This window comes from Rummeliibacillus sp. NPDC094406 (assembly GCF_044763875.1).
Classification (GTDB): Bacteria; Bacillota; Bacilli; order Bacillales_A; family Planococcaceae; genus Rummeliibacillus.
Window position 1 is genome coordinate 1 of sequence record NZ_JBIWGZ010000005.1, and the last position, 24,619, is coordinate 24,619.

At 35.8% G+C, this 24,619-nt stretch carries 17 protein-coding genes and 1 rRNA gene; all 18 read right to left on the reverse strand.

Translation table 11 applies throughout. The features are described from left to right. A 16S ribosomal RNA gene (locus ACIQ4I_RS13845) occupies positions 1-295 on the reverse strand; the annotation flags it as partial. A 1,329-nt stretch (positions 296-1,624) separates the two neighbouring features. Then, the gene (locus ACIQ4I_RS13850; protein WP_403096829.1) at positions 1,625-4,666 is read right to left on the reverse strand and encodes an S-layer homology domain-containing protein; all 3,042 of its coding nucleotides are present in this window, start codon (positions 4,664-4,666) and stop codon (positions 1,625-1,627) included. Between the two features lie 246 nt (positions 4,667-4,912). Beyond that, positions 4,913-5,686 (reverse strand): hypothetical protein, encoded by a 774-nt coding sequence (locus tag ACIQ4I_RS13855; RefSeq protein WP_403096832.1) that lies wholly within the window; start codon positions 5,684-5,686, stop codon positions 4,913-4,915. A gap of 18 nt (positions 5,687-5,704) precedes the next feature. Continuing rightward, complete coding sequence (locus ACIQ4I_RS13860; protein WP_403096835.1) at positions 5,705-6,577, reverse strand: tyrosine-type recombinase/integrase; 873 nt, start codon at positions 6,575-6,577, stop codon at positions 5,705-5,707. A 184-nt stretch (positions 6,578-6,761) separates the two neighbouring features. Beyond that, on the reverse strand, positions 6,762-9,317 hold the full coding sequence (locus tag ACIQ4I_RS13865) for a hypothetical protein (protein ID WP_403096838.1): 2,556 nt from the start codon (positions 9,315-9,317) through the stop codon (positions 6,762-6,764). An 89-nt stretch (positions 9,318-9,406) separates the two neighbouring features. Next, positions 9,407-10,039 (reverse strand): hypothetical protein, encoded by a 633-nt coding sequence (locus ACIQ4I_RS13870; RefSeq protein ID WP_403096840.1) that lies wholly within the window; start codon positions 10,037-10,039, stop codon positions 9,407-9,409. A gap of 262 nt (positions 10,040-10,301) precedes the next feature. Further along, positions 10,302-10,805 carry a hypothetical protein gene (locus ACIQ4I_RS13875; protein ID WP_403096843.1) on the reverse strand — a complete coding sequence of 168 codons (504 nt, stop codon included), beginning with the start codon at positions 10,803-10,805 and terminating at the stop codon, positions 10,302-10,304. Positions 10,806-11,037: 232 nt separating this feature from the next. Continuing rightward, a complete protein-coding gene (locus ACIQ4I_RS13880) occupies positions 11,038-12,069 on the reverse strand; it encodes a hypothetical protein (protein WP_403096845.1) in 1,032 nt (343 codons plus the stop codon). 273 nt (positions 12,070-12,342) lie between these two features. After that, on the reverse strand, positions 12,343-12,540 hold the full coding sequence (locus tag ACIQ4I_RS13885; RefSeq protein WP_403096848.1) for a hypothetical protein: 198 nt from the start codon (positions 12,538-12,540) through the stop codon (positions 12,343-12,345). A 216-nt stretch (positions 12,541-12,756) separates the two neighbouring features. After that, positions 12,757-13,635, reverse strand: a complete 879-nt coding sequence (locus tag ACIQ4I_RS13890) for a tyrosine-type recombinase/integrase (RefSeq protein ID WP_403096851.1) — start codon at positions 13,633-13,635, stop codon at positions 12,757-12,759. A 400-nt stretch (positions 13,636-14,035) separates the two neighbouring features. Then, on the reverse strand, positions 14,036-14,332 hold the full coding sequence (locus ACIQ4I_RS13895; protein ID WP_403096853.1) for a hypothetical protein: 297 nt from the start codon (positions 14,330-14,332) through the stop codon (positions 14,036-14,038). A gap of 32 nt (positions 14,333-14,364) precedes the next feature. Next, positions 14,365-14,823 carry a JAB domain-containing protein gene (locus ACIQ4I_RS13900; RefSeq protein WP_403096855.1) on the reverse strand — a complete coding sequence of 153 codons (459 nt, stop codon included), beginning with the start codon at positions 14,821-14,823 and terminating at the stop codon, positions 14,365-14,367. A 201-nt stretch (positions 14,824-15,024) separates the two neighbouring features. Further along, positions 15,025-18,366, reverse strand: coding sequence for an S-layer homology domain-containing protein (locus ACIQ4I_RS13905; protein ID WP_403096858.1), 3,342 nt, complete (start codon positions 18,364-18,366; stop codon positions 15,025-15,027). 908 nt (positions 18,367-19,274) lie between these two features. Then, positions 19,275-20,309: a UDP-glucose 4-epimerase GalE gene (galE, locus tag ACIQ4I_RS13910; protein WP_403096860.1), complete on the reverse strand. Its 1,035-nt coding sequence runs from the start codon at positions 20,307-20,309 to the stop codon at positions 19,275-19,277. A gap of 99 nt (positions 20,310-20,408) precedes the next feature. After that, a complete protein-coding gene (locus tag ACIQ4I_RS13915; RefSeq protein ID WP_403096863.1) occupies positions 20,409-20,831 on the reverse strand; it encodes a hypothetical protein in 423 nt (140 codons plus the stop codon). Positions 20,832-21,330: 499 nt separating this feature from the next. Continuing rightward, positions 21,331-21,531: a YwzD family small protein gene (locus tag ACIQ4I_RS13920; protein WP_403096866.1), complete on the reverse strand. Its 201-nt coding sequence runs from the start codon at positions 21,529-21,531 to the stop codon at positions 21,331-21,333. Positions 21,532-21,744: 213 nt separating this feature from the next. Continuing rightward, positions 21,745-23,574 carry a polysaccharide biosynthesis protein gene (locus tag ACIQ4I_RS13925; RefSeq protein WP_403096869.1) on the reverse strand — a complete coding sequence of 610 codons (1,830 nt, stop codon included), beginning with the start codon at positions 23,572-23,574 and terminating at the stop codon, positions 21,745-21,747. A gap of 422 nt (positions 23,575-23,996) precedes the next feature. Next, entirely contained in the window at positions 23,997-24,425 is a 429-nt protein-coding gene (locus ACIQ4I_RS13930; protein WP_403096872.1) for a VanZ family protein, read from the reverse strand. Between the last annotated feature and the right edge of the window lie 194 nt (positions 24,426-24,619).

The window sequence follows — 24,619 nt, forward strand, 5'->3', positions numbered from 1 at the left end:
GGCTATGCATCGTTGCCTTGGTAGGCCGTTACCCCACCAACTAGCTAATGCACCGCGGGCCCATCCTGTAGTGACGCCGAAGCGCCTTTCAACATTTCACCATGAGGTAAAATGGATTATCCGGTATTAGCTCCGGTTTCCCGAAGTTATCCCAGTCTACAGGGCAGGTTGCCCACGTGTTACTCACCCGTCCGCCGCTAAATCAGAGGAGCAAGCTCCTCTTCATTCGCTCGACTTGCATGTATTAGGCACGCCGCCAGCGTTCGTCCTGAGCCAGGATCAAACTCTCCATAAAAGTAAAGTTTGAAAGCTCATTAGCTTTGCTAGCGTATCATCTATAAGATGATATCTATTGTTTGTCCTTGTCACTAACAGAAGTTAGTGATCAAAGTTTATTGATTAACGTCTTGCTTGTTCAGTTTTCAAGGTTCATATTCAAGGTCGTTTGTTTCAGCGACTTCTTTATTATATCAAATCTCGAAATCGATGTCAACAACTTTTTTGATTTAATTATTTTTGAATTTCTTTTTTCGCTATATCTCTTAGCGACTTAAATAATATATCACGATATTTTTATTGCGTCAATATATTTTTATTATATTTTATAATTTTATTAATATCTTCTATTACTAAAGAAATTACAAACAAATTATAATTATAATCTATATCTATAGATAGACTTCGATAAACCTTCAGAACCCATAAAACTATATATCTTCATACACTTTTATCATTTTTGAATATCGAGTGTAATCTTGATTTTCTTCTATATAATTATTATTTAGATTGACACATTGGCCTTTTATTTTATATATTGACATAATTTAAAAGGCAAGGTAAAGAATTTGAGTGTTTCAGAAAACTACCATGATAGATATCCCATATCTGTTTGCTATATCAGTTATTTTACCGCCTCAAGACAAAATGTGTATACACATCAGGTTGGAAGAAAGAAGCAACACAAAAAACTACACTGCATAGAAAAACCATAGACATAACAAAATCCCTGACTAAAAAATAATCAGGGATTTTCTCTTATCGTTCTATATAAAAAAAGACTTGAATTGTATGGAGGACTGATACCGATTCTGTGTCAAAATTATTTCGGTGACTGATCTATTCTGCAATCACTCGTTTACTTTCAACTAAATTTTGGCTTTAGTTGAAAGACTAACATTAACATTATAGACATTGATATAAATTTTAAACATAAATTTTTAAAAAACTTATATTTATCAACTATTGTGCTTTTGGAACACTGTTCCTAAAGAACAAAAAGGGAATAATCCCCCTTTACTTAATAATATACAGAATAGTTAAAGTCTTACTTACAAGATAATTGTTCAGGTGCCTGAGACAAGAAACTTCACTAATTCAACATGCACAATTTCAATTCGTTTAGCTACCTTATTACTTTCGCTCATGATATTCCCTCCTAAATAGAAATAGCCCTATCTCCACGAATGGGTTAGGGCTTAAGATGTTTATCATGATTATAATATCTATTTATCTTTCCGTTTGATACAGCAATATAAAGAAAAAGCCCTTAACCTCCGAAGAGATTAAGGACTTAATCTGTAGACTATTGTCTGAATTGTTTGGGTGACTAGCACCTCAAACTATTCTATTTTACTAAGATATTTAATCCAGTAATATCTAAAGCATTAGTTTTGGCAGAATTATCTTTAACAACTAAATTAGTAATTTCAGTGATTGTAGCACCTGCTTCAAATGCATCAGCAGCAGCGTCACTTAATGTAATTACAACTTCATTAGCAGTAGCACCTGCTGTAAAAGCAGTATAATCTGCTGTACTTAATGTTTTTCCATCAGCAGCTAAAAATTTAACTACTCCAGCAGCTGTTACTCCAGGTGTAACATTTTCGCTAAGAGTTAATGTTAATGTTGTGTTGTTTGTTAATTTAGCTGTTGTTATTGTTGGTTTTTCAGCATCAGTTACAAAGTCGATTGCTTCTTTAATTGATTTATTAAATGCTGCAATCTTAGTTGAATCTACAGTTACTCCATCTAACTGAGTAGCTACAGCTTCTTTTTGTGCTTGATTTAGAGTAGCAAAGTTATAAAGGTTATATCCAAGTACCTTTTGATTGTCTTCTAATGCTTTTACTGCACCAGCAAGAGTGTATGAGCCATCAGCTGAATCTAATGCAGTTGTAAGACTTGTAGCAACAGCTGTTTTATCAGCATTAGCTTTTAAATCATTTTGTGCTTTTACAGCATTGTCAATAGCAGTTTGCAATGTTGCAACTGAATCAAAGTTTGTAGCAGTACCACCGATTGCTTTTGTTGCAGCCACTTGGTATGAATCTGCTGGAGCTACAGGTAGTGCTGTTGATAATTTTTCTAATTCTGTTGTATCAATACCTGGTACTGCTTTTAATTGTGCTGGTGTTACTGCTGCAGCCGCTAATTTAGCAGTATTTAAAGCAGTAGATACTACATTATTATATGCAGTTGTATAAGCAGCTTTCACACCAGAGAATTTGCCATATCCAGGACCACGGTTAGCTAAAATAGCAGCTGCTACATTTGATTTTTGAGTAGCAGATAGTTTATCCCAATCAGCAAATAAAGCTTTGTTATCTTCAATTGCTTTTACTGCATCTGCATTGCTTGTAGCATCATTTACAGCTACAAGAGCTTTATCTTCAGAAGCATTTGCAGCAACGATTTCAAATGTTACATTATCGCCATCTTTTTTGTATGTTACTTTAGAGCTGTTTTTAGAAATAGCAGCTTCGAATTCAGCTTGGTTGATTGCAACACCGTTAGAATTTTTAAATGTAGCTTTTGCATAGCTTACTGCATCATAAGTAGCAAGTTTAATAGTTTTCTTTGTTAGATCGATATCAGTTACTGTACCAGTGAATGTATCTGGGATAACTGAAGCTTTAGTAAATGCTACTGAAGCAGATTTGTTTGGTAGACTAGCTTGAGATGCTGAAGCGTTAACTGTTACGTTTGCAGCTAGACCGTCTTTTGGTTGTACATCAATTGTTGCTTCGCCATTTGCATTAGCAATAACTTTGAATGTATTTGTTGTTCCAGCTTTTACTACATTGTTATCGTTAGCAGTTGAAATACCATTACCTGTTACTGTTACATCAGCAAATGTTGCAGAAACTTCAAATGATACTGTGTATCCACCTTTACCATTGTTATAATCAGAAGCATATGGGAAACCATTTTGATCTACTGATTGGTAAGTGAATGTTACAGGGTTAGCAGCAGATGTAGTTTCTTTGCTAGCTTCTAAAGTTGCATCTTTAACAGATGGAGCTAAGAAGAAAGTTTTATCAGCTGTGAATGATAAATCTGCATCATCTAATTCAGTTTTATCTGTACCGTTTTCAATAAATACAGTTGGAGCAGCGTATGCATCTTTAGCACCTGTTAATTTGAATGTTGCTTTACCATCTTTATCAACAGTGATTAGCACTTCATCAGTTGCTGAATTAATAAGTTGTCCGTTAATTCGAACATCATTGTATGAAGATACATCGCCTTTTTTGAATGTTACGTAAGCTTTAGTACCTTTTGGAGCTAATTTACCATCTTTATCAGTGATTGTAACTGTGTATTCACGACCACCGCTATTAATAGACTCTGAATCTGCTTTATTAGTTGATTGGTCGTATGCAGCATTTTGAGTACCAACTGCTTCAACTTTTAGACCTTGTGAGTAAATTTTATCGAATTTCACAGAAGAAGCTTGAGCTTGAAGTTCTGTAGCTTCTAATTTGTTATTCTTAGTAGCTGTTTTGTAATCATCATCTGAACCATCAGCAAATACGATTGGTGTTACAGTTGCATTAGAACCTTGTAATGTGAATGTTGCTTCACCTTTAGAATCAAGTTTCACTTGTACATATTGTACGCCACCAGTTGTTACTTGGTATGGATAAGAATCACCTGTAGCATCAACAACTTTTACTGTACGTACTAATTTATCAGGAGTTACATTAACGTTTTCTTTGAATGCAACGTTGATATAGCTATTTTTATTTTCTTCAGAAGTTACTTTATAAACTTTTTTAGAATCGTTAGCTAATGTAGTACCAGCAGTCACATCAATAACAGATAGACGTTCAGTGTTACCCCAGTATACTTTACCTACAGTTGTTTTCACATTTGCAGCACCTGTTGGGTATGCATAAACTGTGTCTTCACCTTTGCTGTATTGAGTGTAAGAAATTTTAGCAACACCGTTTTCGTCTGTGAATGCTTCAATTACTTTATCTTTGTTGAAAGTATTATTAGCAGCAACGTTGAATGTTACAGCGATACCAGCTTTAGATTGACCATCTGGAACAGTTACTTTAGAAGTAACAGTTACTTCTTTACCAAGTACACCTTGGATAGATGGAGTTGATAATTCAACTGCAGTAGGAACTACTGAAGAAACAGCTGTGAATGATTTAGCTTTTACGCCATCAACTGCAAGTGTGTAAGTTTTACCAGCTTCTTGAGCAGAAGTAGTTAATACAACCACTTTAGAGTCAGTTTGTTTTACAGCAGCGTTTTTCACTTCAAGACCTTCGATTGCAAAGCGAGAAGCTTTGATATCTTGAGCAACTTGAGCTTCTTTGAATGTTACTTCAACAGTTGTGTTGTTAATAGCTTTAATATAACCATAATTTCCCATTTATATAAACCCAATAAAACCAATGATCTCTACCATCTCCAATTGTTGCTCAATAGATAATCAAAGATAAAAGTTGCAATAAATAGGATATCAATACTAAAGCAAAAAAAGAAAAGCAATAGAAGAGAATATTATAATAGGAAGAAACTCGATAATTTGTAGTGATAAAACCTTATACTGATACAAATATAGTAAGACTAAAAAAGTGTAGCCGTTCAGATAGGCTACACTTTCATATTTTCCTTGTCATTTCAGTAATACTTCCACTTGTTTCTCGTACCCGTAGCGTTTGAAGAAATCAATTAGCGCTACTTCGAACACATCACGTTGCGTCATGTTTTTTTCCTTCGCAAAGTCAGTTACCATCTGATCCAATGAATGAATCATTTGTACCGTCTTTGTTTTGGCTACACCTGGAATTGTGTAGCGTGGAATCTGCCCTCCCGTTCCATATGGCTGTAACAAATTCAACAATCGTAGTTCATTGTTCTTTAGCATCTTCAACAGAGGCAAATACTCAGCCCAACCTACTTCCTTCGTATTAATCGTCATTGTTGGCAGTGTCGACATTGACGGTTCTGACGATACGTTAGGGGGATTGCCCTCAAGTAATTGATTTTCGAAAACGGTTTGTTTCACATAATTACTATGTTCGCTAGACCAGCTGTAGTGATTGGCTCCCATGTATGCAGCTAGCTCTTTGTAGCTGTCAAAGCCATTTAGTAAGGCAACCCGCTGTAGATCCAATTCCTCTTGTTGGTCAATTAGCTGGATAATTCGATAGGCTTTGCTAGTATCGACAACTGCTGTTTCCTTTTTGGATATCGCTAACTTATAGTTCTCCTTGGCACTACCCCATTCAAAGTTACGCCTACGCATGTACATATCGAGTGTCTTGTAGGATTTATGACCGAATTTCTTAGCTAACTCCTCACGGGTTTTTCCTTGGGTCAATCCTCTCAATATTTCCTGAACGCGTTCATCTAGTAGAACATTTGTATCATCCATTTGCTCTGTCATGTCCTGTTCACTTCCTCTTTAGATTGATAGCTGATTAACTGCACTTGTTAATTCCGATTGATCCTTGTGGACATAGATACTTGTCACTGTTCGGAAATCAGAATGACCAAGCAGTTTAGCCACTGTCGGCAAATCAGTTCCATGACGGATAAGTGAGGAAGCGAAGCTGTGGCGAAGAGTGTGACAACTTACTTTTTTGTCGATACCCGCCTTTTTAGTAGCCACTTTTAGCACACGATTGATGTATTTGTCAGAGATACTACCTGTTTTCTTAAGCGCGAAGAACTTTTCTGACTTTACCTTTGGACGTTTCGTGTCGCGGTAAAGTAGTAATTCTTCAGCAAGATTCTCTGCAAGAGGAACAATACGATTCTTCCCACCTTTTCCATTGATGACACGAATGACGTTTTTGTCAAAATCAACATCTGTAAGGGTAAGGTTCAAGCATTCACTGATGCGAAGTCCTGAGTAGGCTAATGTACGCACCACTAGCTGAATCAGCGGATGTTCAATCGCCAATATCAGTTTCTTCATCTCAATTTCAGTGAGAAAATCCCGTTCTACCGTTTGCTTTTTCAGTGTGTCGATGTGTAACATGATGTTGTTTTGTATCCATCCTTTACGCTCTGCAAAGTGGAACAGTTTACGAACAGCACTGATGGAGATATTGACACTAGCAACTGTCCACCCTCGCTCATGTTGGAGATAGTGAAAGTATGCTTCAGCATCATCAAGTGTAATATCAATCAGCATAATAGGAGCATTGTAACGCTCATTCATATACTTCGCGAATTCTTGTTGCTGGTATCGATAGCTACGTTGGGTCTCTTTGCTTGTGTTGGTTTGTTCCAGTTGTTTTTGACTAGCTTTTGATGCTGCTAAAATATCCATGGTTTGTTTCTCCTTTTGTTTTTTTATTCTTTGATGTTCCAAAGAAATAATATATGTCTATATTCATCGCTGATTCGATTTTACCAACCTCTTTTGCCCCGTTTCTACCGTCAGTATCGTCCGTATCGACAAAACTGACGACACTGTAGGTACTGACGACAAAAACGAAGATAATGGGAATGCATCAATTGCAGTGTTCAAACTCTTCATCGAGTTTCAAGTAATCCTCTTCTATAACAGGACGCTGCAACTTTTTGGAACCAGTTTGTTTCACTACAGAAGCATTTCCTTTTTTCTGTAATGTAATTTTTTTGTAGTTCCCTGCATGGCGAATATCATAGGTTATTCCGATTTCTTCAAGATTTGATTTCACTTCTTTGAGACGTTTACTGAGCACATTAGCATCTTTCGCCCAAGTTTTGACGTTGGTGTTAATACGTTCACGTTCTGCAACATCTTCTAACTCCTTCAAAAGTTCAGAAACACTTGCTGACCATGTACTACGATTTTTCATAAAGGCAATGACAGCTGCAGCAACTGGGTGAGAACTTAGTGCTTCTTCATTTGCAGTATCTTGATTATTTAGATACGCTTGTAAAAATTCTTCTCCACCTACTCCTAGAACATCCGCAATGGCATAGCCCCAGTAAGTGAAATCTGCCATACGTCCAACTTCTTGAAGATCTATATCATCATAAAGTGGTATTGCTGCAGAGATTGTATTGAAAATCGCCCCTAAGAATTTAGGAATGTCAGCTTCGAATGCTCTCCATATGGCATGTTCTGTTTTTCGTTCATCCTTTGGAATGCGTTCTAATTCCAGTAAGATTGAACGATCTAATAAGTCTGGTCTAGTAGCCACAATATTGATGCCATTCAGACCAACGCATCGTTTGAATTGAAGAATCGTTTCATCACTATCCGAATAAAGTGTACGTTTTGTAAATGCACCACCAGTAGCTGCCATACATAGCATGTCACTTTTCTCAGCCGAAAGGGAATCAAGATTGTCAAAGCAAGGCATATAGCTATTGGAAAGGGAAATGGCTAAATCTGACTTTGATGTCGGCATAGATAGTAAATCTTGTTTTGCAGGATCGACAATACGCTTCACCATACGCATAGTCGTTGATTTAGCTGCGCCTTTTTCGCCAAACAAAACAAGAATGACATGTGCAATTTGCGGGAGAAAGCACGTTACTAGATACGTTGCAAAAAGTACTGTATCTGATTCTTTTTTGAAGCGGAAATGTTTCTTCACCAGTGGTATTAGTTTTGTTGAATCAACGGATAAATCGGGCTCAACCTGTTGTTCCATGTTTTTATTCCGAGTGAAAAGAATAGGTGGATGAGATTCAAGACGACAACCATCAATACTCACTTGTACAACTCGCCATTCTGTATCACATAAATCGTAGTAGTAACTACCTTGATTTTCAGCAATTCGTCTTTGTAGCTTATGTTCACTGTCAGAGAAGATGGCTTTCATCTCTAATACTTTTAACGCTTGATTCAACCCTTCAGCGCCAGGAGCTGAACGTTGATTGTCAAAGAATAACTTCGTTAAATACAATTTGAACTTCTGACTTTTCATATCAAGGACTTCCCAATGGTTTTCTTTTTTAACAGCCGCAAATGGCTCCTCTAATTCATTGATGAAGTATTGAAAGTTTTCAGTGAGTTTAATAATGGTATCTGCTTGCTTATCTTCTTCCACTACATCGGATATTTGGGAATCTTCTGCTAGTAATGATCGTAATGTTCTCCAATCCTCTCCACTACACCCATTATGAAGACAGCCAGCTGCTACACCGCCATCCGCAAATTGAATGATATAAGCAGCACTATTCGTATGGTCACTGTTCCAAGGACATGTACGCAAAATATACTTTGTCGCATTACCTGCGTAAGATGCAGAATAGTCTAGGTCTAATCCATACTTTTCAATAAATTCAGGAACATCAATTGGTTTCCCTTTGTTTTTACCCTTAGCTTTCGACTTTGAAGTTGCCTCTAACTTCGGCTTTTTATTAATAAATGCCTTAAGCTGTTCTATTTCAGTTAGCATAAGCTCTTTAGGTACTTTTACAAAACCCGACCAGCGATGAGGACGCTCTTCTGTATCATCACCTTTACATGCCTTCGTGCCATAGAGTTTGACAATACGAGATGGATTATAGGTTGTCACATCCACTTGTGCTTGGTCATTCGAGTAAAGAAAATCAAGTGTACCTAAAAAATCTTTGACGATTGCAACATTTTCTTTCGTATTGTCTAATTCAACTGGTAGCAACATATGATAACCATTGCCACTGTCAGCGACAATTGGTCCTGGGAAGCCTGCTTGTAAAAGGTCTTTGCGAATATTCTTGATGAGTTCATAAGCAGATTTCTTCTCCTCATTTGTTGACGAAATTCCGCTTGTTCGAATCGGATCAATGTCAATCATTACATAACGAATTTCTTTGATATCTTGGTCGCTACTTGTGTTTTTAGCATACGTTTGTAGACGGTTGCTGCAACGGGCAAGCAACTCATCTTTTGGTGGATTGAGTGTGACGTAGATATCGTACTTACCAACATATTTCTGAACATCAATTATCAACTTTTCAACATCATCAAAGTAACCCGAAATTGTCCCTTTATCTGTTTTCAAAATACGAATTTCAACAACTTCTTCTGGTTGTTTCAATATCTCAATTGTTTGTGTGATTGTTTCATTAGATGTAAGATTTGTCATGACTAGTAGCTCCTTTGGTATTTTGTAGGGAATACTCTGTAGAAATTGCAATCATATCTACAGAGTGGAATATTATGACGAGATGGTGATTAATCCTCATCCTCGTATTGTTCATATGTGTTATCAACGTTATCAAAGTCATCATCTGTTTCGATGGACTCATCTAGATCAAAAGGAATGTCAAACTCATCAGTCGATGTGGACTGTTCACCAAACAATCGTTTTTTTATTACTCTACGCTTTGGTGCTACAGTTTTTTTAGCAATTGGTTTCTTCTTGATTGTTCTTTGTGGTTGGTTGGCTTTGATTCGTTTGATGCTGACGATGTTCGAGTACGTCTCACCATCTTTTTCAACATTTTCAACGATGACTTGAACAGGAATGCCAACTAATTCATCAAGATCAATTGATTCGCCTGGAGCTGGCAATACATCGAGCTTTTCAAGGATTTTCATCATATTGCCTTGTTTACTCCATGAATAGTTAGGGGCGATGTAAAGATCTATTACTTCCTCTGCATCGTCTTCCACTTCAATTTTGATGTTCAGTACTACACGTTTGCCATCTTCAGAGTATTGGCTATCACGCTCAAGAAATTCTGCTTTTGTCGTTTCACCGTTGTAGGCTCCATCTGGGATGGTTCGTTTGTTGGCTTCTGGTCGAGCAAGTACATTCGTATGTTGCAATTCTTCAATTTTCATTTTCATTTTGCCTCCATTCATTTGGTATCCCATCATCCTTTTTTACCGTCAGTACTGACAGTAGCAACAGTTTGAGATTGTCAGCACTGTCGGTATTTAAGCGGGAAAGGGGATTTTGGAAGTAACTAGTTCCTTGTGAACCTAGTTCTTACTCAATACTTGAGAAATGATAGTAGATTTTATTTTTTTACCACAAGGTTAGGTATTCATGTTATTGTGAAGGCAAGTGACTAGTTGCCGCTAATCACTTGCATAGAGGGAACATGTCCTTCATCAATTCAGATTAATATGCTAACGAAATATTAAAGGTCATATGATAATCGTTGTGTATAAGTTGCTTCGCTCTTGTTTCAACTCTAGGACCAAGCACTCGATTGATATTGTAGACAATTTCCTCTATTGTATTGGCATATGGACCTTCGTCTAAGTAGACTGTATACGTTATTGTCGTATCACCTTCAGTGACTTGAATCACATCGAATACTTCTTTGATTGCTTCTGTTGTTGACAGTACTCGTGTTGGTTTTGGAATAGTAAAATCATGATAGAAAAGGGCTATGTCTGAAAATTTCTCTTCCATTAGAGTACGTTTTACTTTGTCAAAATTGAATTTCACTTCAAAACGAGGGTTATTTAATTTCGCATTTAGTAAGTCTACTAAGCTACGTTTACCAATTTGTATAATGACTTCTGGTAAATATGTTGTATCGATATGACTCGGATCAATTCCTCCTAACACATCCCACCGTTGTTTTGTTGCGTTGCTTGCTTCGATTTGTTGAATCATTATCAATCACTCCGTTCCTATGGTTATTTTCTCCATCAAACAGTTACGACAGTCGTTCACTCGAGATCATTTGTACTGACTGTACTGTTTACAAAATACAATCGATTACCATTTCAGTAATCTTGTTCCCTAGTATAAAACAAGATAGAGACTTCCCCTCTGGAAAAAAAACCGGGTATTTCATAGTAAAAAGAAAAAAAGCAAACGAAAATTTTCGTTTGCTCTAAAGTGATTATTCATTTACTTGCTCATTCCCTCGTTTGATTTCCTCCATCACGATGGAAAATGTACTACTTGAGAAGCCTTTTCTTATACTCAAATCATTTTGAAACCTTTTTGGGTCTATATATTTTCTGAAACATTCCATATCACTTTCATCAAATACGATATCTTCATGCTTATTACAGTACTCCATTAAGATCCATTTAATAAAGTTTGTAATGGAATCAATTTCTTGAATAAATCTACCAAATTTGCAACTTTCCAGTCTGGTTATTAAATTAATATATGCTTGCCACTGTTGTACCATCGGCATTGATGTAGCATATAACATTAGTTGTAAACGAGTTTTCAAATCTACTTCGAGTATTTGCTTCTGATTGCTTGTGTTCTTGACAATACTTTCATAACATCTACATATTTCCTTGAGGGTATGCAATTTCAAATGCTTTTCAATTAAGTATTGATGAAGCTGTTTTTCATCCGCTGACAGACTCTGCTTTTGAATTTCTTGATTCAAATACTCTTCAAACAACTTATAATTGGTGAAATTAACATTTTGTAAATTGTTTTTTAGTATTCTTTGATAAACCGTATTCTGTTCACCTTTTGCTTCCTTGATATCCATCAAGATTGGCATTTCACTCTGAGCTTGGAAATCATGAATTGTGATTGTGTTTTCAAAACGCGCTTTCCTTGAACCTGTTTCAGCTTCAGATCGCTTTCTTTGGTTAGCTTCCTCTTCTGTTTTATGATTAAGCGAATTAAATCGATTAATCGCATTTCTAAGCTTATTATGAAACGCTTTATATTCCGCTTCCTCTGTAAAGGCTTTCCTCTCATAGAATTCCTTATATGTTTTATCTTGTTGAAGATATTGACTCATGCTCATTTGCTTACTTGTCATCGTGTTTCTCATCTCACTGGTAGCAATCAAATGAAATGTCACATATTCAATGAAATCTTCTAATGGTATGTAAAAATTGGCACCTGGATTCTTCTTTCGTGCACGTTCAAGAGCCTGTTTGACCCTTTCATATAGCATTTGTATTCACTTCCTTCTAAGAGTTGGGTATCTACAATAACAGTTAATCATGCAAATACGCTATTACATTTAGTTTATCATCTTCGAAAAATAGAGCAAAAAAAAATATTGCCCTGCTTACACTCGTTTTTACCGACAGTATCGACAACACTGACAACTGCCGTTATTGCCGATACTGTCGACAAATCCGGGACAAATCCCCCAACCTCCATAGTTGGAAGGTTAGGAGATAGATGTGGTGAATTAATACAAATAAATAATAATTAATATTAATTAGAATAAATCGTATTTCTTTAGTAAATCTGCCACAGCTTCATTAACTACTTTCTTGACACTGATACCTGCACGTTTTAGGCGCATAACTTCATCATACAGTTCTGCCTCAAGGTAGGTTGTGATACGAATATCTTCTTGCTTTACTGGGCGTTTGAGCAGTTGTTTCATTTCTTCAGGGATTGTAGGGGTTATCATTTCATTTCATCCTTTTCAACATGTAGATTTGTAAGATTAATTGATTGTTTATTAATACGTTTATTTTAAAATCTACAAAGTATAAGATTTTTATCTCCCCTACTTTCTTTCTATTACTTCTTACAGTTTGGACTATCCCACTAGAAAATTTCAAATAGAACTTTTTTTGAGAAAATTTTTTCTGGAAAGGATGAAGGATTTGCGACTTCCTTCTCACTACAAACGATCTACTGCATTTTGTTTTTCTTCCCTTGTTGTTTGGATATAGAATTTTGCTGTCATAGAAACCGTTGAGTGCCCTGTCAATTTACTAACAGTTGTAATATCTACTCCTTTACGGAGTAATCTTGTTGCGAAGGTATGGCGAAACAGGTGAGGGTGTAACTTGATTCCAACATCATCTGATTTATTTGCTAACCAACTTCGAATGGCATCTCGATGCACTTTTTCAGCTCTTTGACTAACCAAAAGATATTCGCTTTTACAGAAACGAGATTGTTTTCGTTCTCCTAGTTGATATTCTTTAATTAATTGAATTACGTCTTGTCGCAAACTAATTTCTCTTACTTTACCTCCTTTGCCCCTTACAGTAAGCGTTGCAGTGAGTAAATCAATATTTTCGAGTCTTATGCTCACAAGCTCTGAAATCCTAACACCTGTATAAAGAAGTAAATAGGTAATCAATTTATTTCGAATGCTTACTCTTGTGCGATCCTCAAGATAGAATAATAATCTTTCAACCTCTTCTTCAGACATTGCAGTAACGACATGTTCACTCCCTACAGCGATTTGAACACGATCTCGCTTTAATTGAATATAGTTGCTATCAACCAAGCCTTTATTTTGTAGAAAATCATTGTAGACCTTTAAGCTATTGATTTTCTTATTGATAGTTGAGATGGCAAAATGATTGTCAATCAAATGTTGCTTGTAATGTGCAAATGAAAAGCGAGAAAGCGGGGTTTGCTCATTAGTTGCCTTCTCGCCTAAATATATTTGGAATCCCTTTATATCACCAACATATGATTCAATGGTTTTGGGCGATCGTCCTTCTTCAAAAAGCCATTGTCCAAAAGTTTTTGCTAAGTCATTCATATGAGTCTCACTAAACTAAAAGAGGCTTGAGTACTTATTTGGAATTCATGGCACCTTCTTTTATTGATTTTTTCAACTATGCAAGTAGTGCATAATTGATGGCAAAAGCAATAGGGTAACACCTTCAATTTCTTCTCTCCTATTCCTTAATAATTTGAATCACTACTTTTAGCAATTTCTTTTGCAACTTCAGTTACCACTGCAATGACTACTGGTAATATGATTTTCTCCAGCATTTATTTCACCTCCTTTAAAGCATGGCTCACGACAGTTATATAATAATGTCGTCAGATTTTAATTCACAAAAATAAGCCTAGTGCATGATACACATAGACTTCTCCCCTTTAACATCCTTCAATTTTAATTTTGTCGTAAGATTCGGCTTAGTATTGTCGTAAGTTTAATCGTTCTCTGGTTCAAGCTCACCGTTTTTAATCCAAATTGTTTTTAAATGCTCTTTATACGTTTCGTCAAAAACATCCATCATTAGATATTCAACATTTGTACTTGTGAAATAACTAATAGCTGTTACCATGCATACTTCCGGTAATGTACTCCACTCTTTTTCGGTAAAGAAGCGTTCATCCATTTCCTCATGGTAAAGTTCTATCGTTTCATAGCCAATATCATTTAATGTGATTTGATCTTTCGTCCTCAAAGCCATACCATTTAAAAATCGCTCATAACTATATGTCATCTATTCTTACTCCCTTCATTGAATAACATTTTTTAAAGGTGACCTTTTTCCTTTAATGATAGGAAGCAATCATCACCTAAAATGATATGATCTAACAACTGCACACCAATTATTTGACTAGCTTCCTTTAGACGCTCCGTTACTTCTATATCCTCTGGTGATGGCGTACATTCTCCTGATGGGTGATTATGACAAACCATAATAGATGCTGCGTTGGATAGAATGGCAGGTTTTAGTACCTCTCTCGGATGTACGATGGATGCATTCAACGAACCTATGTGACATACATTCAAATGAGTTGGCTCATTCTTAGTATTCAAGCACATCACTAGAAAATGTTCACGATCTACTTCTCCTAAAAATTCTCTAAACAACTCTGCACCATCTTGTGGCGATCGTACTTTCCGATTACTGTACAATAGTGATTTCTCTTTTACTAATTCAACATGCACAATATCAATTCGCTTAGCTGCCTTATTACTTTCACTCATGATATTCCCTCCTAAGTAGAAATAGCCCTAACTCCACGAATGGATTTAGGGCTTAAGATGTTTATCATGATTATAATATCTATTTATTTTTCCGTTTGATACAGCAATATATAGAAAAAGCCCTTAACCTCCGAAGAGATTAAGGACTTAATTCGTAGACTATTGTCTTAATTGTTCAGGTGACTGGCACCTCAAACTTAATTAAGGTGCAACAGTAACTAAAATATCAGCAGTTGCTTTGTCAGTTGCATCAACTTTGTTTGTAATAACAACTGTGTATGTTCCTGCAGTTGCAGTTTGAGTTACTGTTAATGTAACTTTTGTTGTATCCACACCAGTTGTAGCTTCTAGAGCTGCTTTTACTGTTGCTTCGTTATTTGTTGAAAGTGCTGGTAATACTAATGGTTTATCGATTGCTGTTTTTGCAGTAGCTACAGGATTATCTACTGTTACTACTAATGATACACGAGCAACATCAGTAGAATTATTTTTATTTGTAATAACTACTGTGTATGTTCCTGCAGTTGTAGTTTCAACTACATTTAAAGTTACTTTTGATGTATCTACACCAGTTTTAGCTTCTAGAGCTGCTTTTACTGCTGCTTCGTTATTTGTTTTACCATACGCAAGAGTTAATGTAGTACCAATTGCAGTTTTTGCATTACCTACAACATCGTCAGTAGAAACTGAAGAAGTTACAGTTACAGTTTTATCAGCAACTAAACCAGCTTTATCAGAAATTTTAACTGTGTATGTTCCTGGAGCTGCTGCAGCTGCTACTGTTAAAGTTACTTTGCTAGTATCCACTTTTCCATCTAATGCTGCTTTTACAGTTGTAATGTTATCAGCTGAACCAAATGGAAGTAATACTGAAGTACCGATTGCAGTTGCTGCATCATCTAAAGCTTTGAATGAAGCTGCATATGATGTTGCTTCATCAATAAGTTTAGCTACATAAACTGAGCTTACAGTTTTATTAGCTTTACGTTCTGTTAAGATATTACTTACTACATAATCTTTAGCGCTTGCAGATAGATTCTTATAATTATCTACTGAAGATAATGCAGTTTTAATAGCGTCTTCGTTTACAGCAGCATTGATTGCAGCTAATACATCAGCAGGCACGATAGTAGTTGAGTCTTTAACAAATTCGATAGATTCAGATTTGTTTGGAAGACTTGCTTGAGAAGCTGAAGCGTTAACAGTTACATCTGCAGCGTCTGCAGAAGTTACATTAATGAAAGCTTCACCTTGAGCATTTGCAGGTACTGTTACTGTACCAGTTGTACCAGCTTTAACTGTAGTAGTTGAAATACCAGTACCAGTTACTGTTACATCAGCAAATTTAGCTGATACTTCAAATGAAACTTGGTATTTACCACTGTTATAATCTGAAGCATAATCAAATCCATTTTGATCTACTGATTGGTAAGTAAATTTAGCAGTAGCATTAGTTTTAACTTTTTTGTCTGCATCATCAACAGTTAATGTTGCATCTTTAACAACTGGAGCTATGAAGTAAGTTTTTTCAGCTGTGAATGATAGATCAGCATCATCTAATTCAACGCTAGTTGTACCATTTTCGATAAATACAGTTGGAGCAACGTATGCATCTTTAGCACCTGTTACTTTGAATGTTACTTTACCATCTTTACCAACAGTTAATAACACTTCATCAGTTGCTGAAGTAACTGTTTGTCCGTTAACTCGAACATCACCGTATGCAGATACATCACCTTTTTTGAATGTTACGTAAGCTTTAGTACCAGCTGGAGCTAATTTACCATCTTTATCAGTAATTGTTGCTGTATACTCACGACCACCGCTATTTACATCATCTGCATCAGATGCTGTAGATGATTTGTCATATGCAGCGTTTTGAGTACCAACTGCTTCAACTTTTAGACCTTGTGAGAAGATCTTATCGAATGTTACAGAAGAAGCTTGAGCTTGAAGTTCTGTAGCTTCTAATTTGTTATTAACAGCAGCTTTATCGTAAGCATCTGTTGAACCATCAGCAAATACGATTGGTGTTACTGTTGCGTTTGATCCTTGTACTGTGAATGTTGCTTCACCTTTAGAATCAAGTTTAATTTGTACATATTCAAAGCCACCAGTAGTTACTTGGTAAGGAACTTTATCAGATGAGCTATAGTTAGTAGCATCAACAACTTTAACAGTACGAACTAGTTTATCAGGAGTTACATTTACGTTTTCTTTGAATGTAACGTTAATAGTTTTTCCAGCATTTTCTTCAGAAGTTACTTTATAAACTTTTTTAGATTGGTTAGCTAATGAAGTACCCGCTGTCACATCAATAACAGATAAACGTTCAGTGTTACCCCAGTAAACTTTACCTACAGTCGTTTTCACATTTGCAGCACCTGTTGGGTATGCATAAACTGTGTCTTGACCTTTGCTGTATTGAGTGTAAGAAATTTTAGCAACACCGTTTTCGTCTGTGAATGCTTCAATTACTTTATCTTTGTTGAATGTATTATCAGCAGCAACGTTGAATGTTACAGCGATACCAGCTTTAGATTGACCATCTGGAACAGTTACTTTAGAAGTAACAGTTACTTCTTTACCAAGTACACCTTGTAATGTTGGAGTTGATAATTCAACTGCAGTAGGAACAACTGTAGAAACAGCTGTGAATGATTTAGCTTTTACGCCATCAACTGAAAGTGTGTAAGTTTTACCAGCTTCTTGAGCAGAAGTAGTTAATAATACAACTTTATCGTTAGTTTGTTTTACAGCAGCGTTTTTCACTTCAAGACCTTCGATTGCAAAGCGAGAAGCTTTGATATCTTGAGCAACTTGAGCGTTTTTGAATGTTACTTCAACAGTTGTGTTGTTAATAGCTTTTACGCCTTCAAGAGCTACTACAGCTTTACCGTCTTTGTAGAATGTGCCATCTACTTCGCCGTTAGCAAGTTTGCTATCGTTGTAGAATTTACCGTTGAATTCTACTAAACCTTTAGTTAAGCGACCGTCTTTGTAAAGAACTGTGTCACCTTTAGCTGTTTTGTAACCTGATTTAAGTTTACCGTTGTAGAATAATAGAGTTGCGTTGTTAGCAGTTTTGTAACCTGATTTAAGTTCACCATTGTAGTAAAGAACTGGGCTTTTAGCCACATCTCCGTATACTTTGTAACCTTTGTTTAGGAAACCGTCTTTGTAAAGGCGTTCGCCGTTAGCAGAGTAACCTTTTTTAAGAGATCCGTTGAAGAAAAGTAATTTGTTGTCGCGAGCTGTTTTGTAACCTTTTTTAAGAGAACCGTTGTAGTAAAGTTTAATAGATTTACCAGTACCAACAGTTTTGTAACCTTGTTTTAATTTACCATTGTAGTAAAGTTTTGATTTGTAAACTACATAACCATTAACTGCTTTACCAGTTTTAGCGTTTAGTAATTTACCGTTTGATACCTTGTACTTAGAAGCTGCAGATGCGTCCATTGCGCCTGGAACTACAGCAGAAGTTACTACTGATGCACCTAGAGCTAGGGCAGCGGCAGTTTTAACTAATTTGAATTTCTTCATGAATTGAAATCCTCCCTTGGATATGATTAGCATTTATGCTGGTTAAATTTTTCATCAACTAACCATGCTTAGCCTAATTATCGACTATTAACGGGATAATTTCCACCCTTTTTTCTGTAAAAATATTCAACATAATAAGTCTTATGTCATAATTTTAATATAAAAGGAAGAAACATATTATACAATTTATCTCAAATTACATCATTTTTACAAAATAAGCGGGATAATTGCAATGCACGATTAATTAATGGGTATATAAGGTTATTTTATAGCTTCATATTTTAATTTACATATTATTTTTGACAATAAATTTCATTTGTAATATTTTAAAAAAAAATCATATAAGTGTTATTAACATAAAAGCACTTACTAAAAGATCAATTTCAAGATGAAATTTTGTGTTTCTTCCTTTATATATGTGTTTTTTATCAATCAACAATATAAGAGAAATACCATCACTCTGTTAGATCCAATTAGTAGATAGACAATCGTTCGGCACAAATGTTACAAGTATTACGAAAATAACCTTTTTTGTAATAATATCTATTTCGTTTTTTAGAATATCCTGCATAGAATTATATAAAATCGTACTATTTCATATATCCTTTTTACTAGTTTTGTTAGAAAACCTTTAAATCTTGCAAAATAAAAGTGTAGATCTGTGCAACGTATTTGAACAGAGTCTAGCATTTTTTTAGTGCTATAGTTAGCCACCCCAAGACACACTACTTTAAAGGTATCGAATCTTATACCCAAAAATGAGAAGGGCATAAAAAAACATAACCCCACCTGAATTCTCTAATTTCAAGTGAAGTTATGTTTTTTTAATGGATATGAAAATTGTGATTACTATCAATTCTTGTTTCCTCAACATTTTTAATTCAATTGTTTTTGAATTACAGACAAGGTTATATTACCTTAAAGTGATCCAAACTCGCCCGCATGTTCAATTCTCCATAATTCTTTTCAAATCGCCAAGCATCCTTGCACATCGTAACAATATCACGCTTTGCAACCCACCCAATTTCCTTCTCCGCTTTAATAGTATCTGCATAACAAATGGCAATATCACCAGGGCGACGATTTCCTATTTCATATGGTATTTCAATATCATTTGCTTCCTCAAAAGCTTTCACTAATTCTAAAACACTTGTACCTTTGCCAGTCCCTAAATTATAGATATGTACACCTTCAGACAAGTGTTTTAATGCAGCTACATGCCCTTCTGCCAAATCCATTACATGGATATAGTCACGAACTCCTGTACCATCGACAGTTGGATAGTCATCACCGAAAACGTTTAACTTTTCTCGTTTACCTTTCGCCACTTGTGTTACATACGGCATTAGATTATTGGGGATTCCATTGGGTACTTCACCAATTAGCCCACTTTCATGAGCTCCTACTGGATTGAAATAACGAAGAAGTGAAACAGTGAATGATGGATTAGCATTTGCAATATCCATTAGAATACGTTCACTCATTGCTTTTGTCTCACCATACGGATTCGTAGTTGGCAAAAGGTCCATTGTTTCTACAAACGGTACCTTGTTATCTCCATAAACGGTGGCAGATGAACTAAAAACAAAGCGATTCACTCCGTACCTTTGACAGGTTTTAGAAAGAATCATTGTGCTCACAAGATTATTAAAATAATACTTTATTGGCTTTTCGACAGATTCCCCTACTGCTTTAAAACCAGCAAAATGAATTACACCATCTAGTTTATTTTCTGAGAAGATGTGATCAACTGACGATTCATCCGTTACATCAACTTCATAAAATACGACGTCTTTTGATGTAATTTGTTTTATCTTGTCGATTGTTTCAAGTTTACTATTGCTCATATTATCCGCAATGACCACTGAATATCCGGATTTAAGTAATGCAACACAAGTATGAGAACCTATATATCCGGCTCCTCCAGTTACTAATATATTCACTATAACCCTCCTTGTCATTTACTTAGCATATTATTTTTGTATATCAATTCCTGATATTTAAGAATAGGAACTAAAAGCTCCTGGATGTTTTACTTAGTCTCAGACATACTCGGATATATCGTATTTCAATACAATTTCTCTAATCTCTTGTAATGTGAAAATAAGAGAATTCCCTTTTACTTCTTCATAATCGAAAAGTACCTCATCACTCCAAAATGATATAGGAACATATTGAAATAACTCGCCCATGCACTTACCGATGATGTCCTTCGGTTTATAATCTCTGTTTAAGTAATAGTATTCTCTTCCATTTTCTTTTCTACATAAAATAATACCTTTTGTAGTCAAATCAGATAGACGTCCTCTTATTCTTGTCACTTCTTGCTTTTGACTGTGTTTTTTCCACCTTTGCCAAAATGATTTTGTTTTATGAACAATTCTCTCTTTACTAATTGGTTCTCCCATTTCTTCAAGTGCTATTAAAATTGCAAGATCAAACTGGGTATCTATGAAATGTTTCATCTTTAGCAGCCCCCTTAAAGTTTATTTACAATTAACTAAACACCATAGATGAGTGACTATTCGTGATCAAGACCAGATAGGCGTATTTTTCTTGTGGATTTTGGTCATTTACTTGCTCTTTTGTTAATTATATTTGTGTTCTTTGTAAATTATGTCTTTGATGCTAGTGAAATGATTAACTACGCTGTTCGCTGCTGAAATTTTGCTTGTATAACTCATCATGATGGCGGTGAACTAGGTGATTTTTTTACTTTTGAGGCTTTCTCTTCGATTCCATATGATATCTATCAGGAACCTTCTATTTCCCTTGCTGCTTCTCCTCTTTTGCTATCGTTTCTTTCATCATTTCTGATAATTCCTTAACAAGGATTGCGGCAGATAATGTTTGGTTTACTCGCGTTTTGTCGAAGTTTACTCGCGGATTCGGTCCTTTTACTCACGGATTCGAATGATTTACTCGCGGAAAATCTAATTGTATCCACGTATCATACGTTTTAAGTCATTCATTCAACTCGGCAAGATTCATCATGCTCCCTTTGTCGGCGTTATTTTGATCCTCATCTTTTTCTATCATGTCTTTCATCATTTCTGATAGTTCTTTAACAAGAGTAACAGCTGATAGTTTGTGATCATCATTTCCTCTTTGGTAACCGTATAATAATATTTGTTTAAATTCTTCTTGCTCTTCTTTGGAATTCATGCAGTCCCTACCTCCAAGATATATACTAATATTTTTTAATCTATGGGTATTCATAACAAGTATTATTGGATCTCGCTAATTCTTCCGTTACGTATTGTTAAACTCTCGTAAAAAAAGAAGGGTCCCCTAGATTAGGGGGCCTTTGTTTAAGTTTTTATGATTGTTTTTGGAACTAGCACCGGATATAACTAAACTGCGTACATTGATTGTGAGCTAGACACTAGCCTTACTATACTTAGACTTCCCGCCCTTCTTCGTATTGGCAATTTCAATAATCGTCTTTTTTAGGTCTTCCGTGTTTTGATCTAGTAGCGTTTCCATCATCTTGTATAGCTTTTGTTTGTCGATTGGCTCAGCCTTCCCGATGAAGATCTTCGGAAATACCTGCTTCTTCTGAACTTCATTGTCATTCAACAACTCTTCAAACAGCTTTTCGCCAGGTCTAATCCCAGAAAACTCTATTCCGATTTCTTCTTCTTTATAGCCTGATAGGGTGATTAAATTTCGAGCCAAGTCCACAATTTTGACGGGGTCACCCATATTTAAAACAAATACCTCCCCACCCCTTGCCAACGCCCCGGCCTGAAGCACAAGTCGAGATGCTTCTGGAATCGTCATAAAATACCTGGTCATGTCTGGATGGGTTACTGTTACAGGACCTCCAGCTGCGATTTGCTTTTTAAAGAGAGGGATGACACTTCCGCGGCTTCCTAAGACATTTCCAAAGCGAACCGCTACGAATTTTGTTGTGCTCTCTTTTGCTAAGTTTTGTACGATCATCTCAGCAAAACGTTTTGTTGCACCCATGATATTAGGCGGATTTACTGCTTTATCTGTAGAGACCATGACAAAACTAGCAACACCAAATGTGTGTGCTGCTTCTGCTACATTTTTTGTTCCGAAAATGTTATTCTTTACCGCTTCGATTGGGTTATATTCCATTAATGGTACATGCTTATGTGCTGCTGCATGATAAACCACATTTGGCAAATACTTATCCATTATTTCTAAGATTCTCCCTTGATCTTGAATATCTGCGATAAGAGGAATTAATTCAATATCATCTTGATAGGCTTTTCTTAGCTCCATATCAATTGTGTAAATACTATTTTCGCCATGACCTAAGAGTATTAACTGTTTGGGATAAAATTTGCATAGTTGTCGGCAAATTTCAGATCCAATTGAACCACCAGCACCTGTCACTAATACGGTTTTCCCTGTTATTTCTCCAGATATACTCGTCATATCTAATTCCACTGGTTCCCTGCCCAATAAATCTTCCACTTGAACATCTCTAAATTGATTGACTGAAATTTTCCCCGAGACCAGGTCTTCAATAGATGGCATGATCTTCGTCTTTGCTTCTGTTTTTGCACTTTCCTCGTAAATTCTATTTAATTCTGATTTTGTGAGAGAAGGAATTGCGATCACGATATTTTCGATTTTCAATTTTTCTACTAGTTGTGGAATGTCTTGAATTGTCCCTTTTACCTCTACTCCATACATTTGTAGCTTTGTTTTTGTCGGGTCATCGTCTACAAATGCAATTGGATAAAGGTCAGTTTCTATATTTTTTAATAATTGTCGAACGACCATTGTACCTGCAGATCCAGCACCAACGATTAACGTGCGCTTTTTATCGGGATTTGGTGAGATAAAACGATCTCGATATACTCTCCATGAAAATCTTGAGCCTCCGATTAAAATCACATGCATCATCCAAGTAATCGCTAGTACACGTATATTGACATGTTGGAAAACGATTAGTTGAATGATGGCGGTTGTTAGGATTGAGAATGTAACAGCCTTTACAATGGCTAGCAATTCTCTAATGCTCGCATATTCCCAAGCATTTTGATACATGCGGTATATCGTTGCAAATAGATGATGGCTTATTAATAAGGTAATAGAACTAACCCAAAGCGGGGGCATTGTATAAGTCTTCATGACAGGATCTAATAAAAAATACCCAAAAAATATTGCTGAGAAAACTATGATAGAGTCTAATAGCATTAGTAACGGCAGTCGTTTGTTGTATGGCACTTCGAACCCTCCTTCATCTCAAATTTGAACCTACTATAAAGCTGATTTATTATATGGTGCTTTATTATTAGCTATGACTGAAAAATACGTTAATTCGAGGGAATTGGAGAATTTGTGCTGAAGTTGATAGTGAAATTGTCTTGAAGTAAGTAGCAAAATGAAGTGAGTTCTTTTTGTACTAGGTGGAAGTGTTTAATTTTTTTAGCCATTTGCAGATTAAATGACCTATAGAAAAAAACTTTTTAGATAGTGTTAATGTCACTCATTATTTTAATGATTTGTATAATAAGAGCATTCAAGTGCTTTATTATCACATTCGAATCATGAATATTATTATTCACAGAAAAAATCGCCTGACCGTTTATTGGATCAGGCGATTTTTTGTAGTATTGAATTATATGAGTGATTGTAGTCGGCCGGTGTTAATTGGTTACTACATTTCTCTGGCTTCTTTGTTTATTTCTTTTTATTGCATAGGTAAGTACGGTTAAAGCTGCAATGGCACCAAAGGAATCTATCATTACATCTGAGATTAACGATGTTCTTCCACTTACTAATAATTGATGAAACTCATCTGTTCCCGCGTAGAGGGTTGTGCAAAGCCATGCCTTGAAAACTCTGTTCTTTTTAAAGACAAAATAGAAAATAGTTGCTAAAAAGCCGAACACAGTGATATGTGCTAGCTTTCGAATTAGATAATTCAGGTTTTCCGCTGCTGGTTCACTTATTCCTAATGATGTGTGGATTATATTCAAAGTATTTGATCCAGTTGCGGAGGGAGAGGCTGTGATATTGTAGATTACGATGAGCCATATAATGGCGATGAATAGTGCAAAGTAGCTTTTTCTCATAAAAACATCCTTTAGTTAATTTGTTGGTTGCTGAACGCTTCTCAGTATTGGGATTCGTTTGTAGGGACGGACAAAGTTTATCCTGATTTACAGAATAATATTCGTTGTGTATCCATGAAGAGCTAAAGGGAAGTATATGATTGTTGAGGGTTTAGTATTACTTATTGATGGGGGTGGATGGGATTGGGACTACT